Raw genomic sequence first — 15,471 nt, 5'->3', positions numbered from 1 at the left:
CTCACGCTTTTTTATTGCCTTATCGATCTTGATGATGGCGTGCGCCGCTTTATGTTATGGCGCTACCGCTGAGGGAATTGACGAAAAGGTTGACTGCAGGTTTCTGGGAATAATGTTGAGGAACGTGCTAGAACGCGTTAGCGCTGATGATTACAGTGTAAGAGATGAAATAAGCATTCTGGTAAGGATCAACCTCCCAGAGCCGCTAAGATCAAGGCACGTTAAGACATATAATTACTTATTAAACTATTTAGAAGGCGTAGAATACATTCACGGCAAAAACGTCAGTAAAACTCCACTAGAAATAGTGGCAAATCTACGCGAGTTTTACGCCCGGTTCGAAGATGCAGTCAAGGCGTATATGGTTCAGTTAAGCAGTTGTATAAACGATCAAACGCTATTCTCGACGATCAACTCTTTAACATCAATACATGCCAAAAGTGTTCTGGAGAAAATCCCTATACTAATTGAGCTAGTAAGCTCAGAGACGTGGGCATCGAACTTTATATCGATAAGCCTTAACAAACTCTCCTTCTCGCCAGGAGATATCATCTACGCCAATATTTCCGTGGTGGAGAAGGAGATTATCATGCAGAACGAGTTTCAAATAGCTCTTTGGCCTACATTCGAAATCATTGGAAAGGGGTTACTTATTCCCCAGGAGGGATATTATTCTGGATGGTTTCAGATCCCATCTCTATATGAGCTGAGCAATAGGGTTGATTTAAGAAGCCTTCAGGAGGACAACAACCTTTTAATAATAACTAGGGGTTCTTTAAACGGTTCGCAAGTGGTTGGGATTAAATTCTTTAAATTAAGGTTGAGTAAGCCCATGGTTTACATGACGATAGATCCGCCATTAGCATACATGGGAGATTCTTTGAAAATAAAGATACAGTCTAACGGCGTGTATTTTGGAAGATTATTTATCAACAACAGCTTGATAGCGAGCTTGAACCTCACTCCCGGGCAACGCGAGGTTGTGCTCACACTAGATCCCTCCAATACTTCGGCCGGATTGGTAACTATTACATTAAGTGTGGAAATGACCGAGGCTTCCCTACCAGCAAACATAACATCCTCGGCAATAATAGCAAGAAAGAGAATACCGATTCATCTTGAAACCCCTTTAATCATAACCACTCTTCATAACTCTATAAGACTCAGAATAATACTCGAAGACCCTTCCTCTCTACCAGTCAAAATATCTATCGTTAGGCCCCAAAGAGTTGAATTAGAAACGAACACTTCTCAATCCATCGAAGCAGAGATAAGCTTTCCATGGGTACCAGTAATTAGCTCTGAGATCCGCATCGTTGCAACACCCGAAAACCCCAGTTTTGATGTTTGCGAGGAACGATTTACATTATTTATAATAAATCCATCATTAACAGTGATCTGGGGTTACGGACTTACACTCGCATTCATGTTTGTTAGAAGGAGGGAGGCCGTCTTCACTTTCTACATTAAGACCTTGAGGAACAGAGGAACCCTTAGGCAAGAATCAGAGAAGACTAGTGATTTCAAAGGACTCCTAGAGACTAAGTCGCTAATAGCTAAGATATACTATGAGACTTTAAACAAGCTTAACATTGATCCGCCCCGAATTGCTGAAACTCTCAGGGAACACTTTGATCGAATCTCCCTTAGTACTGGACTGAAAAAAATATTGCGAAAACTGCTCCTCCTTGCCGAAAGGGATTTATATGGAAAGATAAAGCCAAAGATTGAAGAAGCGGACGAGCTCGTCGAGGAGGTGTTGAACTATGAGAATGGCTGATTACTTAGTCTTAATCCTTTCCGTTTCGACTCTCCTCGGAGCAGCCAGCATTATCGTCTTTCCCTCAACAATTGAATATTCGGTTTTCAATGAGGGGGATACTGGGTTCTCAAAACTCGTGAGGGAGTTTAATGGAAAAATCGTAGTAAACCCTTCTGAGTTCTCATCCGTGGATCCTTCGACTTCAATCATTATAACCTCTAATACCGGCCCAGCCTCCCCTAGGGTCGCCGAGAACCTAGCGGTTTTTGTAGAGAGAGGGGGCGTTTTAATAGTCACGGGTGACCCGTCATACATGAATTCTATTGCAGAGGCTTTTGGGTTGAAGCATGTATCGAGCGGTAAAACAGTTTACGACATGGTATACAACCGGGGAGACCGTTTCAAACCTGTAGGTTACAGCAGAGTTTGCAATTGCAATGTTTCACTGTGGAAGCCGTATGCTTCTGACTTGAGCGGAGAAAATGTTTTGATCGAAACCTCCCCCTTCTCATATTTAGATTCAAATGGAAACGGGTTTTTAGACCTAGGTGAGCCAATAAGGGTTTTCCCCGTTGGGATACTTTACAAATACCATGATGGAGTCGTGTTCTTCATCCTTTCAACCAGGGTCTTCACAAATGACCTGGTTGAGTTTAACAAGGAATTCCTCGAGTGTTTAAGGAAAGAAAGGGTTCTATACATCGATCAAACAACGCCATTCAGTAAACCTTTTGAAAACCTGAGGTTCCTGGCATTAAGACAGGGAAATATCGTTTTCGCCGGAGTCCTGGCAGTCATAATAGTGGTGGTGATGCTTCATGCGCGTAGCAGGGAATAGCTCACACTACCTCGCTGGCTTGATGTTCTTTTCATCTATGATATCATCTTACATCACCGGAAACCTTTTCTACTCAATAATAGGGCTTATTTTTTCATCCCTACTTTACTACGTTAAGAGGGAATTGTATGATGTGGTAGTTCTTGCATGGAGCGCTTCCTGCTTTGTGGCTAACCCTGCCGTTTTACTTCTAACGACTCTGGCACTGCTAATAGTTCATGCATCAACACCCTTAATCGTTGAGTATTCCGAGAAGTCCAAGCTCTGGGATTCTTTCATTACAGCCGGTGTTTTAACCCCGGTGTACCTAGTTAACCCACCCTCGTTGATTCCCACTACAATATACCTCTCTATTTCCACAATAGTGAGCTTCAGAGAGTACTTGAGGTTGTCGAGAATAAAGGTTTTGCTTAGAGAAAAAACCCAGTCGATCCTACTTGGTGAAGACGCTGTATTCCATTTGGATATCCTCTCCGACTCCGCATTCGCGTATAAGGTCACAGTAAACAACAAGACCCTCAGTAAAGGTTTCCGAGACAAAGGCGGAGTGATAGAGTTGAGGTTCTCTCCAAGACTAGCGGGATTACATGAATATAATGTAATCATCGAGATATCTGATCCTCGCGGATACTCTAAAATACGCCTCGCTCCACAGGTATTGAAGGTTAAAGTCACACCTAAATCCTCGGTGATTCAAAGAACTTTCAAGGAGATACTTGGAAAATACTACTATACTACCACTCCACCCCCCGTCTGGCTCGTTGTCCAACGGTGGGGTTCCGCAAAAGGCTTGACAGTGGGTGAGGAGGAGATTATTGAAAGAGAACATGGAGTCGGTAAGGGGGCGGTGGAAACAGGCAAAGGGATTGAAGGTTTAAGGGAAGTCTCCGCTGAAGGCAAAATCATTTTCACCCTCTCACTTTTTCACACCCCATTAAGAGAGCTCGGTTACTCAGCCTCCCGGACTACAACAGGAGAGTACGAGGGGGCTAGAGAGTACTTGCCTGGAGATCATCCGAGGAGCATTCATTGGAAGAAAAGCGTGAGCAAAGGGGAATTAATCGTAAAAACCTTTTCAAAATCTCCTGAACCGGGAGGAGGCGGTGGAGGGGGTGTAATAGTAGCCGATTGGGATGCGTCCAACCCTATTGAACTGGATACGTTGATAAGGGCTACTTATGCAGCCTTGTTTGCAGTCCAGAGGGAAATTTTCCTTCTTCTAAGGCTCCCAAGCGGGACGACGATTTTCACTCGCGGAAGTCTAACACAAATTATACAAGTTCTCAACGAAATACTTTTGTTAGAGGAGGTGCAGGCGAGATTTAACTATGAAACTCTCGACCGTCCCAGGTTAAATATTGAGAGAGAATCCGATGTAAAGGCTTGGAGAGAGCTGTTGGATTATTATATGAGCTACGCGATATCTCTCCTCACGTTCCTCGAAGAAAGAGTCCCCAAGAAGTCAGGGTTCATATTGATCCATCCTAAGGCGTATCACTTGAAATACCATATTATTGCTCAAAACTTTTCTAAATTTGGATTAACAGATATACGCATTAAGGAGGTCCCGGATTTACGTTACATGATTAGTAAGCTGATGAGGGAGGTACGGTGATACTTGACGAAGAGGTTTTCGCAGTAATATTAGCAATAACGATCGTTGGGTCTGCGATCGGAGTAGCCCTTGCCATCCCGCGCATGGATGAGCCTTTCACCGCTCTTGGACTTCTTAACGAGGAGGGTAAAATTGGGGAGTATCCTTCAACGGTGTTTGTCGGGCAGGAGGTCAAGCTGAATTTATTCATATACAACCATCTTGGCTACACCGCACTCTTCAAGTACCAGGTTAAAGAAGGCGACGGCGAGATACCAAATGAAAAATCTCCTTTAACTGGAAAAAAGGTTTTAAACGAGGGCTTCATCATTCTACCTCACAAAGAGAACAAGACAATACCGTTAACAATTGTTTTTAGAAATCCTAAGTTGAATCAAACACTTGTCTGTGAACTGTACTATTACAACCCTGATTCAGGGCTTTGGGAGTATACAGGGAGATACGTGTTCCTTAGATTAAATGTTACAGAGGTGATTCTGCCCTGAGCAGTAAAGAAACTCTAGAGGAATACGTTAACGAAAAGAAGCTCGGAAAATGGGCTTACCTTGGATTTCTAGTAGATTTGTATAGGGAATGGGTGGAGGGTAGGCTCGAAATCGAGGACCCTGAGAAACCAAAGAGTTTCGCAGAGTTCGTCTCGCGAGCGGATTATTCGACCTGGTTTTACAGTTTAACCGGCTTGACAGTCGCAACAGTAATACTAGTCCTACTCACCGAATATTACAGAGTCTCGTCGCCTGCAAGATACGTGCTTGGAAGCGTTTTCGTCTTGTTCCTACCTGGATACTCCCTGCTGAAGGCACTCTATCCCGATAGGTCCCTCCGTCCGCTGGAAGAATTCGCTCTCTCAATCGGGTTAAGTCTTGCACTAGTTCCCTTAATAGGGCTTGTCCTCAATTACACTCCATGGGGTATTAGACTAGTCCCGGTGACGATAAGCATTGCAATATCTACCCTAACCTTCTCAATGATAGGATTGTACAGGTCGTACAAAAGCCTGAGTTAGATTTTTATATAATACACTATAATATCAGAAACGAAGGGTGTTAAAATTGAGCAAGGACCAGACAATCGGATGGCTTCTGATGGCTGTCTCCATCATTATTATCATACTGTATGGATACGTATTATTTATGACCGATTATAGTTTAGTCCTAATGCAGCTGACGTTAATGATAGCCGTCATCGGAGTTTTCGGAATACTTGGATGGATCGGCTATACCCTGGCAACAACTCCTCCCCCGAAGCCCATAGAGGAGATAGAGAAGGAGATAGAGGAAGAACTCAAAAAGTTGGAAAAGGAGGTAAAACAAGAGGAGAAGAAGGATTAAGGGCTACAATTCTCCCCGCATTTTTCAAGTAAGAAAGTTATAAACTCCTTGTCTTCCTTAAGCATGTAATCCAAATAGGTAATTAGGAATTGATACTGCTGAATATAAAGCTCGAGGAACCTTCCTTCTTCAGCAGCCTTGACCAAGTTTTCAACAACAGTTTTAAACTCGGCGTGAGTTGTTTCATGGTCTTTCCGCTTGCTTTTAGGATAATTATATTTAACCATTAAATTCTCCTCGATCTCGAAATGCTTTTTAACGGATTCATAGGCGTTTTTTATAAGCCCCGTAACCTCGTCGACCATTCCTTCGATAATAGCGGTGAAAACCTTTTGGAAATTCATGAACATTTCTTCATGTGCTTGATCAAGTATTCTTATCCCAAACTTGTATCTCTCACTCCACTCAATGAATATCGGCTTAACCTTGTAAACTCTGAGATCTCCCTTCCCCTTCGTACAGTATCCAGCTAGAGCGGCGAGTTGTTTATCGATATCTTCCCCCATCCCGAGACACTCGAAGTTAAGCACTACCCGCCCCTTCGATATGATCAGGCAGTTTACCCCTGCCTCATCCCTATAATCAAGGAAAAGGTATTCATCGCCCCCCGCCTTAGATATTTCTGAGGCCAAATCTCTCATCGTTTGCCCAGCATACTCAATTCTCTCAAGCTCCAAGAGCTCTCTAAGATGGGCAAGCCTGATCCTCTCCATGGCTTTTATAAGTGTTGGTGAAAACAGTAGTCCACATGAATCATTCAAGACCAGTATTTTCTCAACGCTATTTGACAACTCTTCTACCCTCTAGTTATTACTTTTCAACAATTTCGAGATTTTAAACTCGCACCTAACTGAGTATGTCCTGTCATTTTTAAGGAAAACGGAGCCCCATGGATCCTCTGAAGAGGTTTGAGATCGTGAAAACCTCAAGATTCATGCTAGGAATGACCATTGCTACAATACTAGTAAGCATAGCTTTCGCAAGCGTGTTCGTGTATTATCCTGCCGCAGTCAACGTGAATCCCTCGAAACCGCCCGTCGTGTTCATGGAAGGAAGCAACAGCGGTGGGAGAGACCTTTACGGAGCGATTATTGAAGTTACATTAGATCCTACTGGAACGAGCGCGTCTCTCACCCTTCACCCAACCTATCAAAAGACCTACTATGTGGATGTTTTGAGAATAAGGAACCAGGATCCTAACAACGCATACTATGTTAAAGTAAAGGTTGCCGAGACGGTGACAAGCGGTAATCTCGCGTCCGCAAGAATTTACTTGTACGAGGGAGGCGTCCTTGTGGGAACAGTGGACTTGTTGACGACTCAGTTGCAACCAGACAACTGGATACTTCTAAACGCTGAAGGAGAGTTGAGAATGGATTTCGAGTTCGTTTACACAACGCAAGGCGGTAGCTATGAGACGCCGCCCCCGGGAAGCGGCTCAATACTGTTAGAGCTCATATATAGCTCGCAAAACACTGAGAGCCCGCCGTGAGGTGGAGAACTATTGTCAAGAGTAATTCAACCTCAACGTTTTTTCCCATCGTTATTCTTAAAGCTCTCCCCATTGTTTCTGCCCTGATATTTACTCTCACTGGTTTGGATTCTCTGTTTTTCGTTTTCAACTATCTTAGTGTTAACCTGGCCACATCAAAACCCCCTGTTCATTTGATGGTTTTGGAAAGCCCCTTAATCCCAATTAGTCTCTCGAAGAGTTCCTCGAATACGATAACCTGGAGCGATTTTGAACAACCTAGTCAACAATGGAGTTCACGTAGTGGTTCATGGATTCTCATCGCTAACGGACATAGAGGAATGGGAGTGCGCGGGGTCGACAACGATGGGGGGATAGGGGGCGCTTCACAATATTATTTCTCAAGCTCTGTATCTTCTTACCCTAAATTCTACGTCTCGGTTAAACTCAAGAACTTAGCTACAAGCGGATACACCGGGTTGGCCTTTATAGACAGCAAATTTGACAGGCTTTACGAGGTCTCGGTGAGACGATCCGGTAACACCGCATGGTTGGAGATCTGGAGTTACAGAGTGGAAACTCCGAACCGTTGGAATAGGCTTAACCTCTCTGCTCAATTCACTTACACGCCTCAATGGTATACGCTCACTGTCTACTACGAGTATAGGGCGGATGCGGTCTACCTAAGGGCGCAACTATACTCTGAGGAGGGTTTGTTGATTAGGTCGCTGATAGCTACGAGCTCGAGTAGTAGGAGGTTTCAAGTAGCATACGTGGGTTTGGAGGTGGATGGCGCGGAATCCGTTTTCGACGACTTCATATTGTCCCTGAATGATCCCACCTCGCTAGTGATCACTGGCTTGTACCCGGGGGCAAGGCTAGGGGTCTTCGATAACGAGGGAAGGCTTGTAGGACAGGGTACTGCAGTAGCCGAGTCTTTGAGCGTAAATGTCGTAACTGATAACGTTATCGGTGTAGGCGATGGAGGGGAGATAAGAGTTGAGAATAATTACGGAGTAGTAGTTCTTAAAACGTCGACTCCCTTGCTAGGCGGGGAGACGTATTCCATAATAACGGGGGATGCTTTCTATGGGTTCGTAGACCCGACGCGAACGGCTGGTTACATCGATATTTACATCACGGGATATAACCTGAGTATTAGCCTCATAAGCGTTATACCTGTTGACGCAGGCGAGTATGATGTGAGACTCTCCCTACTCCGCCTGGAGAGCAGTGGAGTCTGTAGTTTCGAGGTTGCTATAACGTCGAACTCCTACTCCTCTACGCCAATACGCGTTGTAGACAACGAAATAATGTCATGGAGCACCTCGTTCGTGAAAATGGGGGGAGGGGGGTTGAACGTTACTCTTGTATCGTCGGCGCCGAGTCCTGACTACACTGCTGTATTCTCTCTTGAGTATTGTTCCCCGGAAAAAACTGTTTGTGTATCAAACCCAATAACGATCACTTCCACTGGAGGAGGAGCCGGTTGAAAAACTGGGTGAAACGCTTAATCCAGGTTGCTTATATCGTGTTAATTACTTGGTTTAGCATCGGGTCGAGAATCCTCCCCACCCCTCTAGGGTTGTTCACGGTCTCGGGTTTTTCCATGTATCCTTCTCTTAAGCCAGGGGACCTAGTCGTAGGGGTGTCCTCATCTCTAACGCCTATCTCAACAGGGGACATCGTTATTTATTGTAAAGAGGAGTTCACGTGCATTGTTCACAGACTAGTACAAATAAACGCAACAACTGCCGTCACAAAAGGGGACTATAACCCTTCAGTTGACCCGCCAATCCCTGTCGAGCTGATAAGATTCAAGGTAGTTAGTTCCATCCCCCTGATAATTTGGCTTCCACTTGTTGTTTTATCGATCACATTGATGTTTTTCCCTATTAAGCCTTGGAAGGGTTTGAAACAAGCCTTCGTCATTGAAACGTTTGTGTTTTTAGCCTTGCTAATCCTGGATTTGGCTTTCTTAACTATCTACGTCATTCAAACACCGCCTTATCCAACTCGAATAGTTCCGCCGGATGTGGCCCTTGTGAGGCTCTCAACTAGGACAAACTCGACTTCCATCGTAATAGATTATGTCCCCTCAGGCCTCAATATAGTCAGCATTGAAGAATGCGTCCTCGTGGCGAAAAACATCTTCTCACCATGCTCCGAGTATCGGGCAGAAAATAATCAAATAGTGATCCAGCCCCCTGACGGGTTTTACGAAGTGCTCTTAGACTCTAATCTCTCAGCCTTCATCGCACAGGTGAAGATCAAGCTAGACAAAGGAGTGTTGCTGGGAAGATACCCGGTGGTGGTAGAGTGGAATCATCCCGTCTTCACAGCTAGCAAGGGAAGGATCATAGCTTACAATCCAAGCCCTGGACGCATAGAGATATTAGGCGTGAGGTTGAGAAGAGTCTACTCCGCTGGACTAGGAGCATACTCGCTAAAAGTCCAAGAGAACACCCTTCCGGGTTTCACCCTAGAGCCGTTTGAGACCAGGGAGATCAGCGTTAGTGAAACAAGCGGTGGGGCTACTTACGTGGAAGTAAGCTATGTTTTCGCGCGCCGGGTTTACACATGGGTGGGGAAGCTTGAAGGATGATGAAGCCTTGTTAACATATCAATTCTTAGCGGGCATCTCTTCCATCTTGTTTAGCATAATCATACTTCTCATCCTGATAGTGCCACTCTACTTTATCGACGGCATAGTCAAGGGATTCGTGTCATTTTCCTCTTACTACTTGAGAATGTATAACACCACCTTGAAGATACCCGAGTTGGATAAAGCCGCAAGCCTAAGTATCCCCATAACCATTCACGCGCTAATAACGCTGAGCCTCGGTCTCAATGCAATCACTAACTGGATGCGCAGGAGACATGTCATAATAGTAGCCCGGTTGATGTTTGCAACAGGGCTTTCATCTGTTTTTTCAACATCGTTTTTCTACCTTACACACGCAGTGTATATCAAAGATATTCTCGATTCAATAGGAGGAGAGTACGTGAGGAGCAATTCGGCTGGAACCATATTTCTCGGGAACATAATCGTGCAGCCCTCAGTCTTCTCGAATATTTTATTATCGCCGCTACCTGTTTTACTAATCTCCTTCCTGAATGCGTCATTCTCGACGCTTTGGACGTACCGCGTCTACAGGGCTTTAGCGTTTAAATGATTGATTTATGAGGAGAACCAGCAGGGCAGAAACCGCGAGCCCGGCGGTGACTACTGCGACAAGGTCTATCACAGAAGCTCCGATCCCTATGCTCGCCACGATGAACAATCCGATAACGAAACACAGTAATCCAGTTATCACTGATGAAGCTACCTTCGGCCTAGTATATTTTACCCCGCCTCCTCCAGAACCAGCAAAGGTTACTATCCCGAATATAGATAGTGCAAGCCCTAGGAAGAGTAGCATCACTCCATACGAGAAGTTGAATACTCGCAACATTGTGAGACCAAATTGGGGTACTTCTTTCGAGATCAACCCAAGTATCAATCCAGCTAGTGCTCCTGCATAAACAACGTTGTTGGCACTAGGATATACTCCCTTATCTGGGTCGAACTCGCCGAGGCTTCTTGGGAATAGTCCATCAACCGATATCGCGTGGACTGCTCTCAGGGAGGATGCCCAGGATGTCAACACTGTGTTGTAGAAAAACAGGAAACCCGCAAATCCGAGCCCTAAGACCAGGATTGGTTGACGAAACGCGAGATAGTAGGGGAGGAAGAGCGATGGTCTCAAAACCATTTCGAATACTGTGAAGCGCAACAGCAAATCCGGATCGTGCATGTATAAGTAACTGTAGGATGCCAGGTAGTCGTATCCGGCCGCCTGAACAACACTGCCTGCAAGCAAGTAGGAGGCAACGATGACGATGTAAGATGTCAACCCTCCTACAATGAATGATTTCTCAGGCTCCCTGGTCTCCCCGGAGAGGAACCCGGCGATCTCGAGGCCGAGGTAGGACCAGAAGGCCACTACTGCGTAGTTCAGAGTTGCTATTCTAGCCTCGGCATGGTGCAACGGCTGAATATTGTTTTTCAAAGCCTCTTGAGCGTTGAAAACCATTGCTTTAATAGATTCGAAATCTATTAAATCGCTCCCCGAGAGCGATAGAGCCGATGGATAAACCAGCGCGACCATGTAGAGCACGAGCAGAACTCCAAGCGGGAACAAGGTCGTGAAATATAGCATCCTCCTTACGACTTTATAACCGCCCGTATTCACGATCCATATTGAAGACACAATTAGGACTGAAAAAACCATTACCGAGGTGGTGGAGTTTAAAATCATTCCAAGCCCCGTTAGGAAACCGTTTCCCGAGTAGTACCCTGCGAGGTAAATGGGCACTGATATAAACTCGACTGAGAGAGAGGAGAGGAAGCCGGTCGTCAAAACCGCCCCGCTCGCGAACATGTAAAATATAATGGATATGAAGGCCACGTATGGAGATACCGCTTTTGAAATAATCACGTAGGGTCCTCCAACATCTCTAACGAACATTCCAACCTGAATCATGGATAATACGATAGGTAGAAAAGCAACGCCGCCCAGGATGTAGGATAAGCTTATGTCTGCACCAAATACTCCAGGTCTCCCGAGGTTTTGAACACTGTAGATCAGCAATCCAGATGCCGCAGAGTTCGCTATCCCCCATAAAGCTATGTCATACCATTTAAAGACCCTCCCCATTCATCTCGCCTGTCTTTCAAAACGATCTCGTATACGGTAGCCCCTGGTTTAAAACATTAAGTAACCGGATCATATCTAAGGGGTTTAATGCTCGTTGGAAAAACTGTAGGAGTATCGGCGAGATTGATGCTGCTGAAGGACCTCGACAGCGTTGTTGATTTCTCAAGAGCTAGCAATCAATTCGCGATCATACTCTACCTGGCTGAGCGGTCAGAGCTCGTCTCCGTCGGGGATCTTGCAAGGATCACCGGCGACACCAGGAAGTCTATACTCGACTCTCTAAGGAAGCTTGAGAAAAAAAGACCTGATCGAAAAAATCGAGATAAACGGGGAGCTCTACGTGGGGTTAAGCGAGACGGGGAGAGAGTTCGTGAAGAAGCTCTTAGAGGTTCTTTCTCCGCCGCAAACCCCCGAGAGCGAGGTGCTGGACACTCCCGTCAGACTGAATATTTCAAAGGAACTAGTCACATCCATAAACCTCTACAGGCTCATAGTGCACGCGGGGCTCTCTGGGAGGGGTTATGTGCCCTTACGCGACGCCCCGAGAATTATTCTCGAAGGGGAGAGGAATATGGACATTATAATCGAATCCTTCACTAGAAACCCCACTAGGTTCTTCAAAATGGCTAAGGCTGAGGGGGAGGACGTGCTACTTCTCGACAAGCAGGGCGTGGAGTTGTTGAAGAAAACTCCGCACTACAGAGCTTATCATTCAAACCCAGTGTACAAGCTGATGGTGAGGCTGACAGGGTCTCCCTGGATGAGTGAGATTGCCGGTAAAACAAACGCCGCCCTGGGAGGCGCCTCGTTGGTCTCCATTATTTTAGCTCTACTTCTAGAAAGCCCGGCTCTCCTAATCGTGGGAGCAGGGTCCTCGGCACTGATCCTCGGGTTCAATCTACTATTCTCGAGGCTTGGTTTTATCGACACCGAATAACCTGTTGAGTCTTTTGAAAGATTTGAGAAGCCTCTCCCCCATTTTTTCACCATTAACCCTCTTATCGATCTCGAGGGCCAGCATCCTCTCACCGTTTAATATTACGAGGAATTTCGAATCAAGCCGAAGGCTGTAGAGAACAAGGTAGGCAAGACCAGGAACCTGAACATAGAGCTTGTTGAAGAGGGCGATGACCATGTCGCTAATGCTTGGAGGCCAGTATGCGATAATCCCCTCTGAGAAGCCTGCAACAACCGCGGATTTCACGATAACGCCGTCGACAACGACGCTTAATCCTTCCCACGCCAGGCTCTTCTCCACAAAACCACCAATAATTATTTACCCTAGAATTCTAAAAAACCTGCCCCGCCGCGCGCGGACTCGCCCAGCGGCTTCGTCGGCTCGACGTCTCATTAGCAGAGACCTGTGCGTCGGCGGCTCGGCGAATCCGCAGTAGGGGTTTTAAATAACCATCAGGAGAGAAGACTCGTGGTGTCAGGTATGCCCGGCAAGAAAGGTATCGTTGGAATAGAAGCCGCAATCGTCCTAATAGCATTCGTGATAGTAGCGGCAGCCCTAGCATTCGTAGTAATAAACATGGGAATGTACACTACACAGAAGAGTAAAGAAGTAATGCAGCAAGGATTGAACGAGGCGACAACCGCTCTAGAGGTGGACGGTTCAGTATTAGGATATGTAAATACTGAAACAAACGTAGAGAAGATCTACATACCGTTGAAGGTCTCACCAGGGCAATTAGCAGTAGACTTCCACCCCTCGAAAATCGACGTCATGATAAATCTACCTGATGGAGCCTATGTAAAGATCAACTCCGGAAGTAGCCCAGAAAATCCAACCGGGTCTCCAGTAAATCTTACTACGTTAGGAGTCGATTCTAGCCAATCTGTCGTTGCGAACATCTACATTATCCAGGGAGACAACGACACTGTGCTGGAGCCTGGTGAGAAGTTCCTGCTCGTCATATCCGGATTGAGTCTTAGACAGTACGACAAGTTCACCGTCGAAATAAGGCCTTTGCAGGGAGCTCCGCTAGTCATCGAGAGGACGGTGCCTCCCACTCTGTCTGCAGGCAGCTTCGTAAACCTTGGGTGATCTAATTGCTCAACTCTTTTTTTCCCTTCACTCCACTTACCGCGTTGTTTCGAGGGGGTTTGCATGGGGTGTTTTAAGGAAGGAGTTTTGAGGAGGGGTTTGAAAGTGGTTTTGGCTTCATCTACCTGCATACTTGCTGGTTTACTCGCTGGCTTCACGCTCACGGTGGAAAAGATTTTAACGATGCTACCCAACCCTCTCGGATTGGGAGTGTCCGTGGCGCTGGGATTTGCACTGTTACCCTTTGCATCCTTTATACTCCACGTCGTGGTGGATTCTGCCTTGATCTTGCGGAGCCCTTCTTACTTCAGGGAGAGGGGGCTGGAGGTATGTGCTTGACGCTGGAATGTACCTGGACGCGGTCTGGCCCTGCAACTGCTGGTTCTGCAGGCTTTTCACTAGACCGATACTCTCATACTTCATTAAGAGTGCGTACGTGGAGGAGGTTGAGACCCGTGGAGGAGGGGAGAGGGGTGAGGAGATAGTGTCCCAGGAGCTGGATATTGGCAGGGAGTTGAAGGAGTTGAAATCCACTGTATCAGAGCTGAAGAACGCTGTAGCCGAGATAAAGGCTGCGCTAGCGGATTTAACCGGACCCTACAGCTACTATAAGCCGAAGGAGGAGGCTGAGCAACCCCCACAGGTTGCTAGGCAACCAGCGATATCGGCTGAGGGCTCGCCGGCGGGCAGCGTGGGTAAAGAGGGGAGGAGGGGGCAGGAGGTTGAAACCGAGAAGGCCCAGGGCAAGGGGCTTGAGGATCTCGTGGATATTTTGAGCGAAGCTGGCAGGGTCGTGAGGGAGGAGCGGGAGGCTCTGACAGGAATGAGTTTGAAGCAGACCATCTCCCTTATGAAGATGATCTATGAGATTAGAAGACTCTACCCTAAGTCAAGCGTAGAGAGGATCTTGGATTTAATGGAGCAGTTGAGAATCGTGTCTAAGGAGGAGGCCGGCATTCTGAGAACCACAATCAACATAGTCGAACAATCCCTCCAGGAGAACATCACGCCCGAGGAAAACACGCTCTTAATGTACCTGCTGTTAAAGAATCTGGGAATAAGGGAGGAATCCATTGAGAACGAGGTCATGAAGACGGTGCTGAACGCTGCCTCTGTCCTGAGGACTAGGGCCAAGCCTGCGGCGGAGTCGGAGAAGAATGATAAGAGCGAGAGAAGATCCCGGAGAAGCAGTGAGGGGGAGGTATCACAGGGTGGTAGCGATAAATGGGAGAGTCAACAACTATAACACATGCGATACTGACGATAGTCGCCATACTCATGGCGTCTCTCTTCGCGGCGGCAGTTATAGGTCAGCTCAATAGTGTTTTAAATGTAATATCTATTAGTATGAAGAGCAAGTCGGACTCGTACAGGCTCAGCATCACGATAGTTCACGCATCAATCGATAAGGAGACAGGAATAATATACCTCTACGCGAAGAACACTGGAGACGTTTCATACAGCGACCTTGGAAATATCGATTTTATAATTACCGATTCAGACGGAAAGACGTTATACTATTCAACAAGACAGACATCCCCAGAGTCCGTGGAGATCACGGAGTACGGGTCACAGCAAGGAGTCTTTGAAAAGGGAGAGACCGTTCTCTTCAAAATAAAGATCGAGACCGCGTATAAACTACCTTTAGAGGTGAAAATGGTTCTTTCAAACGGATACTCTACAGTTTACACTGTGGGATGAGGG

At 46.2% G+C, this 15,471-nt stretch carries 18 protein-coding genes; 15 read left to right on the top strand and 3 right to left on the bottom strand.

Annotated features, from left to right (window positions below; genetic code table 11):
• Positions 1-31 precede the first annotated feature (31 nt).
• The 6 genes from QXH45_02255 (at position 32) to QXH45_02230 (ending at position 5,546) form a co-directional block, all read left to right on the top strand.
• A complete protein-coding gene (locus tag QXH45_02255) occupies positions 32-1,780 on the top strand; it encodes a hypothetical protein (protein MEM2078062.1) in 1,749 nt (582 codons plus the stop codon).
• Positions 1,767-2,600: a hypothetical protein gene (locus QXH45_02250; protein MEM2078061.1), complete on the top strand. Its 834-nt coding sequence runs from the start codon at positions 1,767-1,769 to the stop codon at positions 2,598-2,600. The genes QXH45_02255 and QXH45_02250 overlap by 14 nt, the downstream gene beginning before the upstream one ends.
• Positions 2,581-4,215: a DUF58 domain-containing protein gene (locus QXH45_02245; GenBank protein ID MEM2078060.1), complete on the top strand. Its 1,635-nt coding sequence runs from the start codon at positions 2,581-2,583 to the stop codon at positions 4,213-4,215. Before QXH45_02250 ends, QXH45_02245 begins: the two co-directional genes overlap by 20 nt.
• A complete protein-coding gene (locus tag QXH45_02240; protein ID MEM2078059.1) occupies positions 4,212-4,700 on the top strand; it encodes a DUF1616 domain-containing protein in 489 nt (162 codons plus the stop codon). Before QXH45_02245 ends, QXH45_02240 begins: the two co-directional genes overlap by 4 nt.
• 77 nt (positions 4,701-4,777) lie before the next feature.
• On the top strand, positions 4,778-5,221 hold the full coding sequence (locus QXH45_02235; GenBank protein ID MEM2078058.1) for a DUF1616 domain-containing protein: 444 nt from the start codon (positions 4,778-4,780) through the stop codon (positions 5,219-5,221).
• 46 nt (positions 5,222-5,267) lie between these two features.
• Positions 5,268-5,546, top strand: a complete 279-nt coding sequence (locus tag QXH45_02230; GenBank protein MEM2078057.1) for a transcriptional regulator — start codon at positions 5,268-5,270, stop codon at positions 5,544-5,546.
• Here the strand turns inward: QXH45_02230 and QXH45_02225 are convergent.
• Positions 5,543-6,337 (bottom strand): hemerythrin domain-containing protein, encoded by a 795-nt coding sequence (locus QXH45_02225; protein ID MEM2078056.1) that lies wholly within the window; start codon positions 6,335-6,337, stop codon positions 5,543-5,545. The genes QXH45_02230 and QXH45_02225 overlap by 4 nt on opposite strands.
• Positions 6,338-6,435: 98 nt before the next feature.
• On the opposite strand from QXH45_02225, the gene QXH45_02220 reads away from it, so the two are divergent.
• The 4 genes from QXH45_02220 (at position 6,436) to QXH45_02205 (ending at position 10,193) form a co-directional block, all read left to right on the top strand.
• The gene (locus QXH45_02220) at positions 6,436-7,038 is read left to right on the top strand and encodes a hypothetical protein (protein ID MEM2078055.1); all 603 of its coding nucleotides are present in this window, start codon (positions 6,436-6,438) and stop codon (positions 7,036-7,038) included.
• A 182-nt stretch (positions 7,039-7,220) separates the two neighbouring features.
• Positions 7,221-8,510 carry a hypothetical protein gene (locus QXH45_02215; protein ID MEM2078054.1) on the top strand — a complete coding sequence of 430 codons (1,290 nt, stop codon included), beginning with the start codon at positions 7,221-7,223 and terminating at the stop codon, positions 8,508-8,510.
• Positions 8,507-9,622, top strand: a complete 1,116-nt coding sequence (locus QXH45_02210) for a signal peptidase I (GenBank protein ID MEM2078053.1) — start codon at positions 8,507-8,509, stop codon at positions 9,620-9,622. The genes QXH45_02215 and QXH45_02210 overlap by 4 nt, the downstream gene beginning before the upstream one ends.
• Positions 9,612-10,193 carry a hypothetical protein gene (locus QXH45_02205; GenBank protein MEM2078052.1) on the top strand — a complete coding sequence of 194 codons (582 nt, stop codon included), beginning with the start codon at positions 9,612-9,614 and terminating at the stop codon, positions 10,191-10,193. The genes QXH45_02210 and QXH45_02205 overlap by 11 nt, the downstream gene beginning before the upstream one ends.
• On the opposite strand, the gene QXH45_02200 is transcribed toward QXH45_02205, so the two are convergent.
• Positions 10,179-11,717 carry an amino acid permease gene (locus tag QXH45_02200; protein ID MEM2078051.1) on the bottom strand — a complete coding sequence of 513 codons (1,539 nt, stop codon included), beginning with the start codon at positions 11,715-11,717 and terminating at the stop codon, positions 10,179-10,181. The genes QXH45_02205 and QXH45_02200 overlap by 15 nt on opposite strands.
• Positions 11,718-12,006: 289 nt before the next feature.
• Here QXH45_02200 and QXH45_02195 point away from each other — a divergent pair, with 289 nt between their 5' ends.
• Positions 12,007-12,654 (top strand): hypothetical protein, encoded by a 648-nt coding sequence (locus QXH45_02195; GenBank protein ID MEM2078050.1) that lies wholly within the window; start codon positions 12,007-12,009, stop codon positions 12,652-12,654.
• Here the strand turns inward: QXH45_02195 and QXH45_02190 are convergent.
• The gene (locus QXH45_02190) at positions 12,619-12,975 is read right to left on the bottom strand and encodes a hypothetical protein (GenBank protein MEM2078049.1); all 357 of its coding nucleotides are present in this window, start codon (positions 12,973-12,975) and stop codon (positions 12,619-12,621) included. The two genes, QXH45_02195 and QXH45_02190, sit on opposite strands and share 36 nt — an antisense overlap.
• 180 nt (positions 12,976-13,155) lie before the next feature.
• Between QXH45_02190 and QXH45_02185 the strand changes: the two genes are divergently transcribed.
• From QXH45_02185 to QXH45_02170, 4 genes are all read left to right on the top strand, one after another.
• Entirely contained in the window at positions 13,156-13,767 is a 612-nt protein-coding gene (locus tag QXH45_02185; GenBank protein ID MEM2078048.1) for an archaellin/type IV pilin N-terminal domain-containing protein, read from the top strand.
• Positions 13,768-13,830: 63 nt separating this feature from the next.
• Positions 13,831-14,106 carry a hypothetical protein gene (locus QXH45_02180; protein ID MEM2078047.1) on the top strand — a complete coding sequence of 92 codons (276 nt, stop codon included), beginning with the start codon at positions 13,831-13,833 and terminating at the stop codon, positions 14,104-14,106.
• Positions 14,099-15,013, top strand: coding sequence for a hypothetical protein (locus QXH45_02175; protein MEM2078046.1), 915 nt, complete (start codon positions 14,099-14,101; stop codon positions 15,011-15,013). The genes QXH45_02180 and QXH45_02175 overlap by 8 nt, the downstream gene beginning before the upstream one ends.
• The gene (locus tag QXH45_02170) at positions 14,992-15,468 is read left to right on the top strand and encodes a flagellin (protein MEM2078045.1); all 477 of its coding nucleotides are present in this window, start codon (positions 14,992-14,994) and stop codon (positions 15,466-15,468) included. Before QXH45_02175 ends, QXH45_02170 begins: the two co-directional genes overlap by 22 nt.
• Positions 15,469-15,471 lie beyond the last annotated feature (3 nt).

The organism is Thermosphaera sp. (assembly GCA_038827615.1).
Lineage (GTDB): Archaea > Thermoproteota > Thermoprotei_A > Sulfolobales > Desulfurococcaceae > Thermosphaera.
Note: the sequence above shows the minus strand (reverse complement) of the source record. Positions and strands in the feature narration are given on the sequence as shown.

Bases quoted from the DNA above. Each gene is read 5' to 3' on its own strand.
- QXH45_02255 (MEM2078062.1), top strand. From the start codon at position 32: ATGATGGCGTGCGCCGCTTTATGTTATGGCGCTACCGCTGAGGGAATT.
- QXH45_02250 (MEM2078061.1), top strand. From the start codon at position 1,767: ATGAGAATGGCTGATTACTTAGTCTTAATCCTTTCCGTTTCGACTCTC.
- QXH45_02245 (MEM2078060.1), top strand. From the start codon at position 2,581: ATGCGCGTAGCAGGGAATAGCTCACACTACCTCGCTGGCTTGATGTTC.
- QXH45_02220 (MEM2078055.1), top strand. From the start codon at position 6,436: ATGGATCCTCTGAAGAGGTTTGAGATCGTGAAAACCTCAAGATTCATG.
- QXH45_02200 (MEM2078051.1), bottom strand. From the start codon at position 11,717: ATGGGGAGGGTCTTTAAATGGTATGACATAGCTTTATGGGGGATAGCG.
- QXH45_02185 (MEM2078048.1), top strand. From the start codon at position 13,156: ATGCCCGGCAAGAAAGGTATCGTTGGAATAGAAGCCGCAATCGTCCTA.
- QXH45_02180 (MEM2078047.1), top strand. From the start codon at position 13,831: ATGGGGTGTTTTAAGGAAGGAGTTTTGAGGAGGGGTTTGAAAGTGGTT.
- QXH45_02170 (MEM2078045.1), top strand. From the start codon at position 14,992: ATGGGAGAGTCAACAACTATAACACATGCGATACTGACGATAGTCGCC.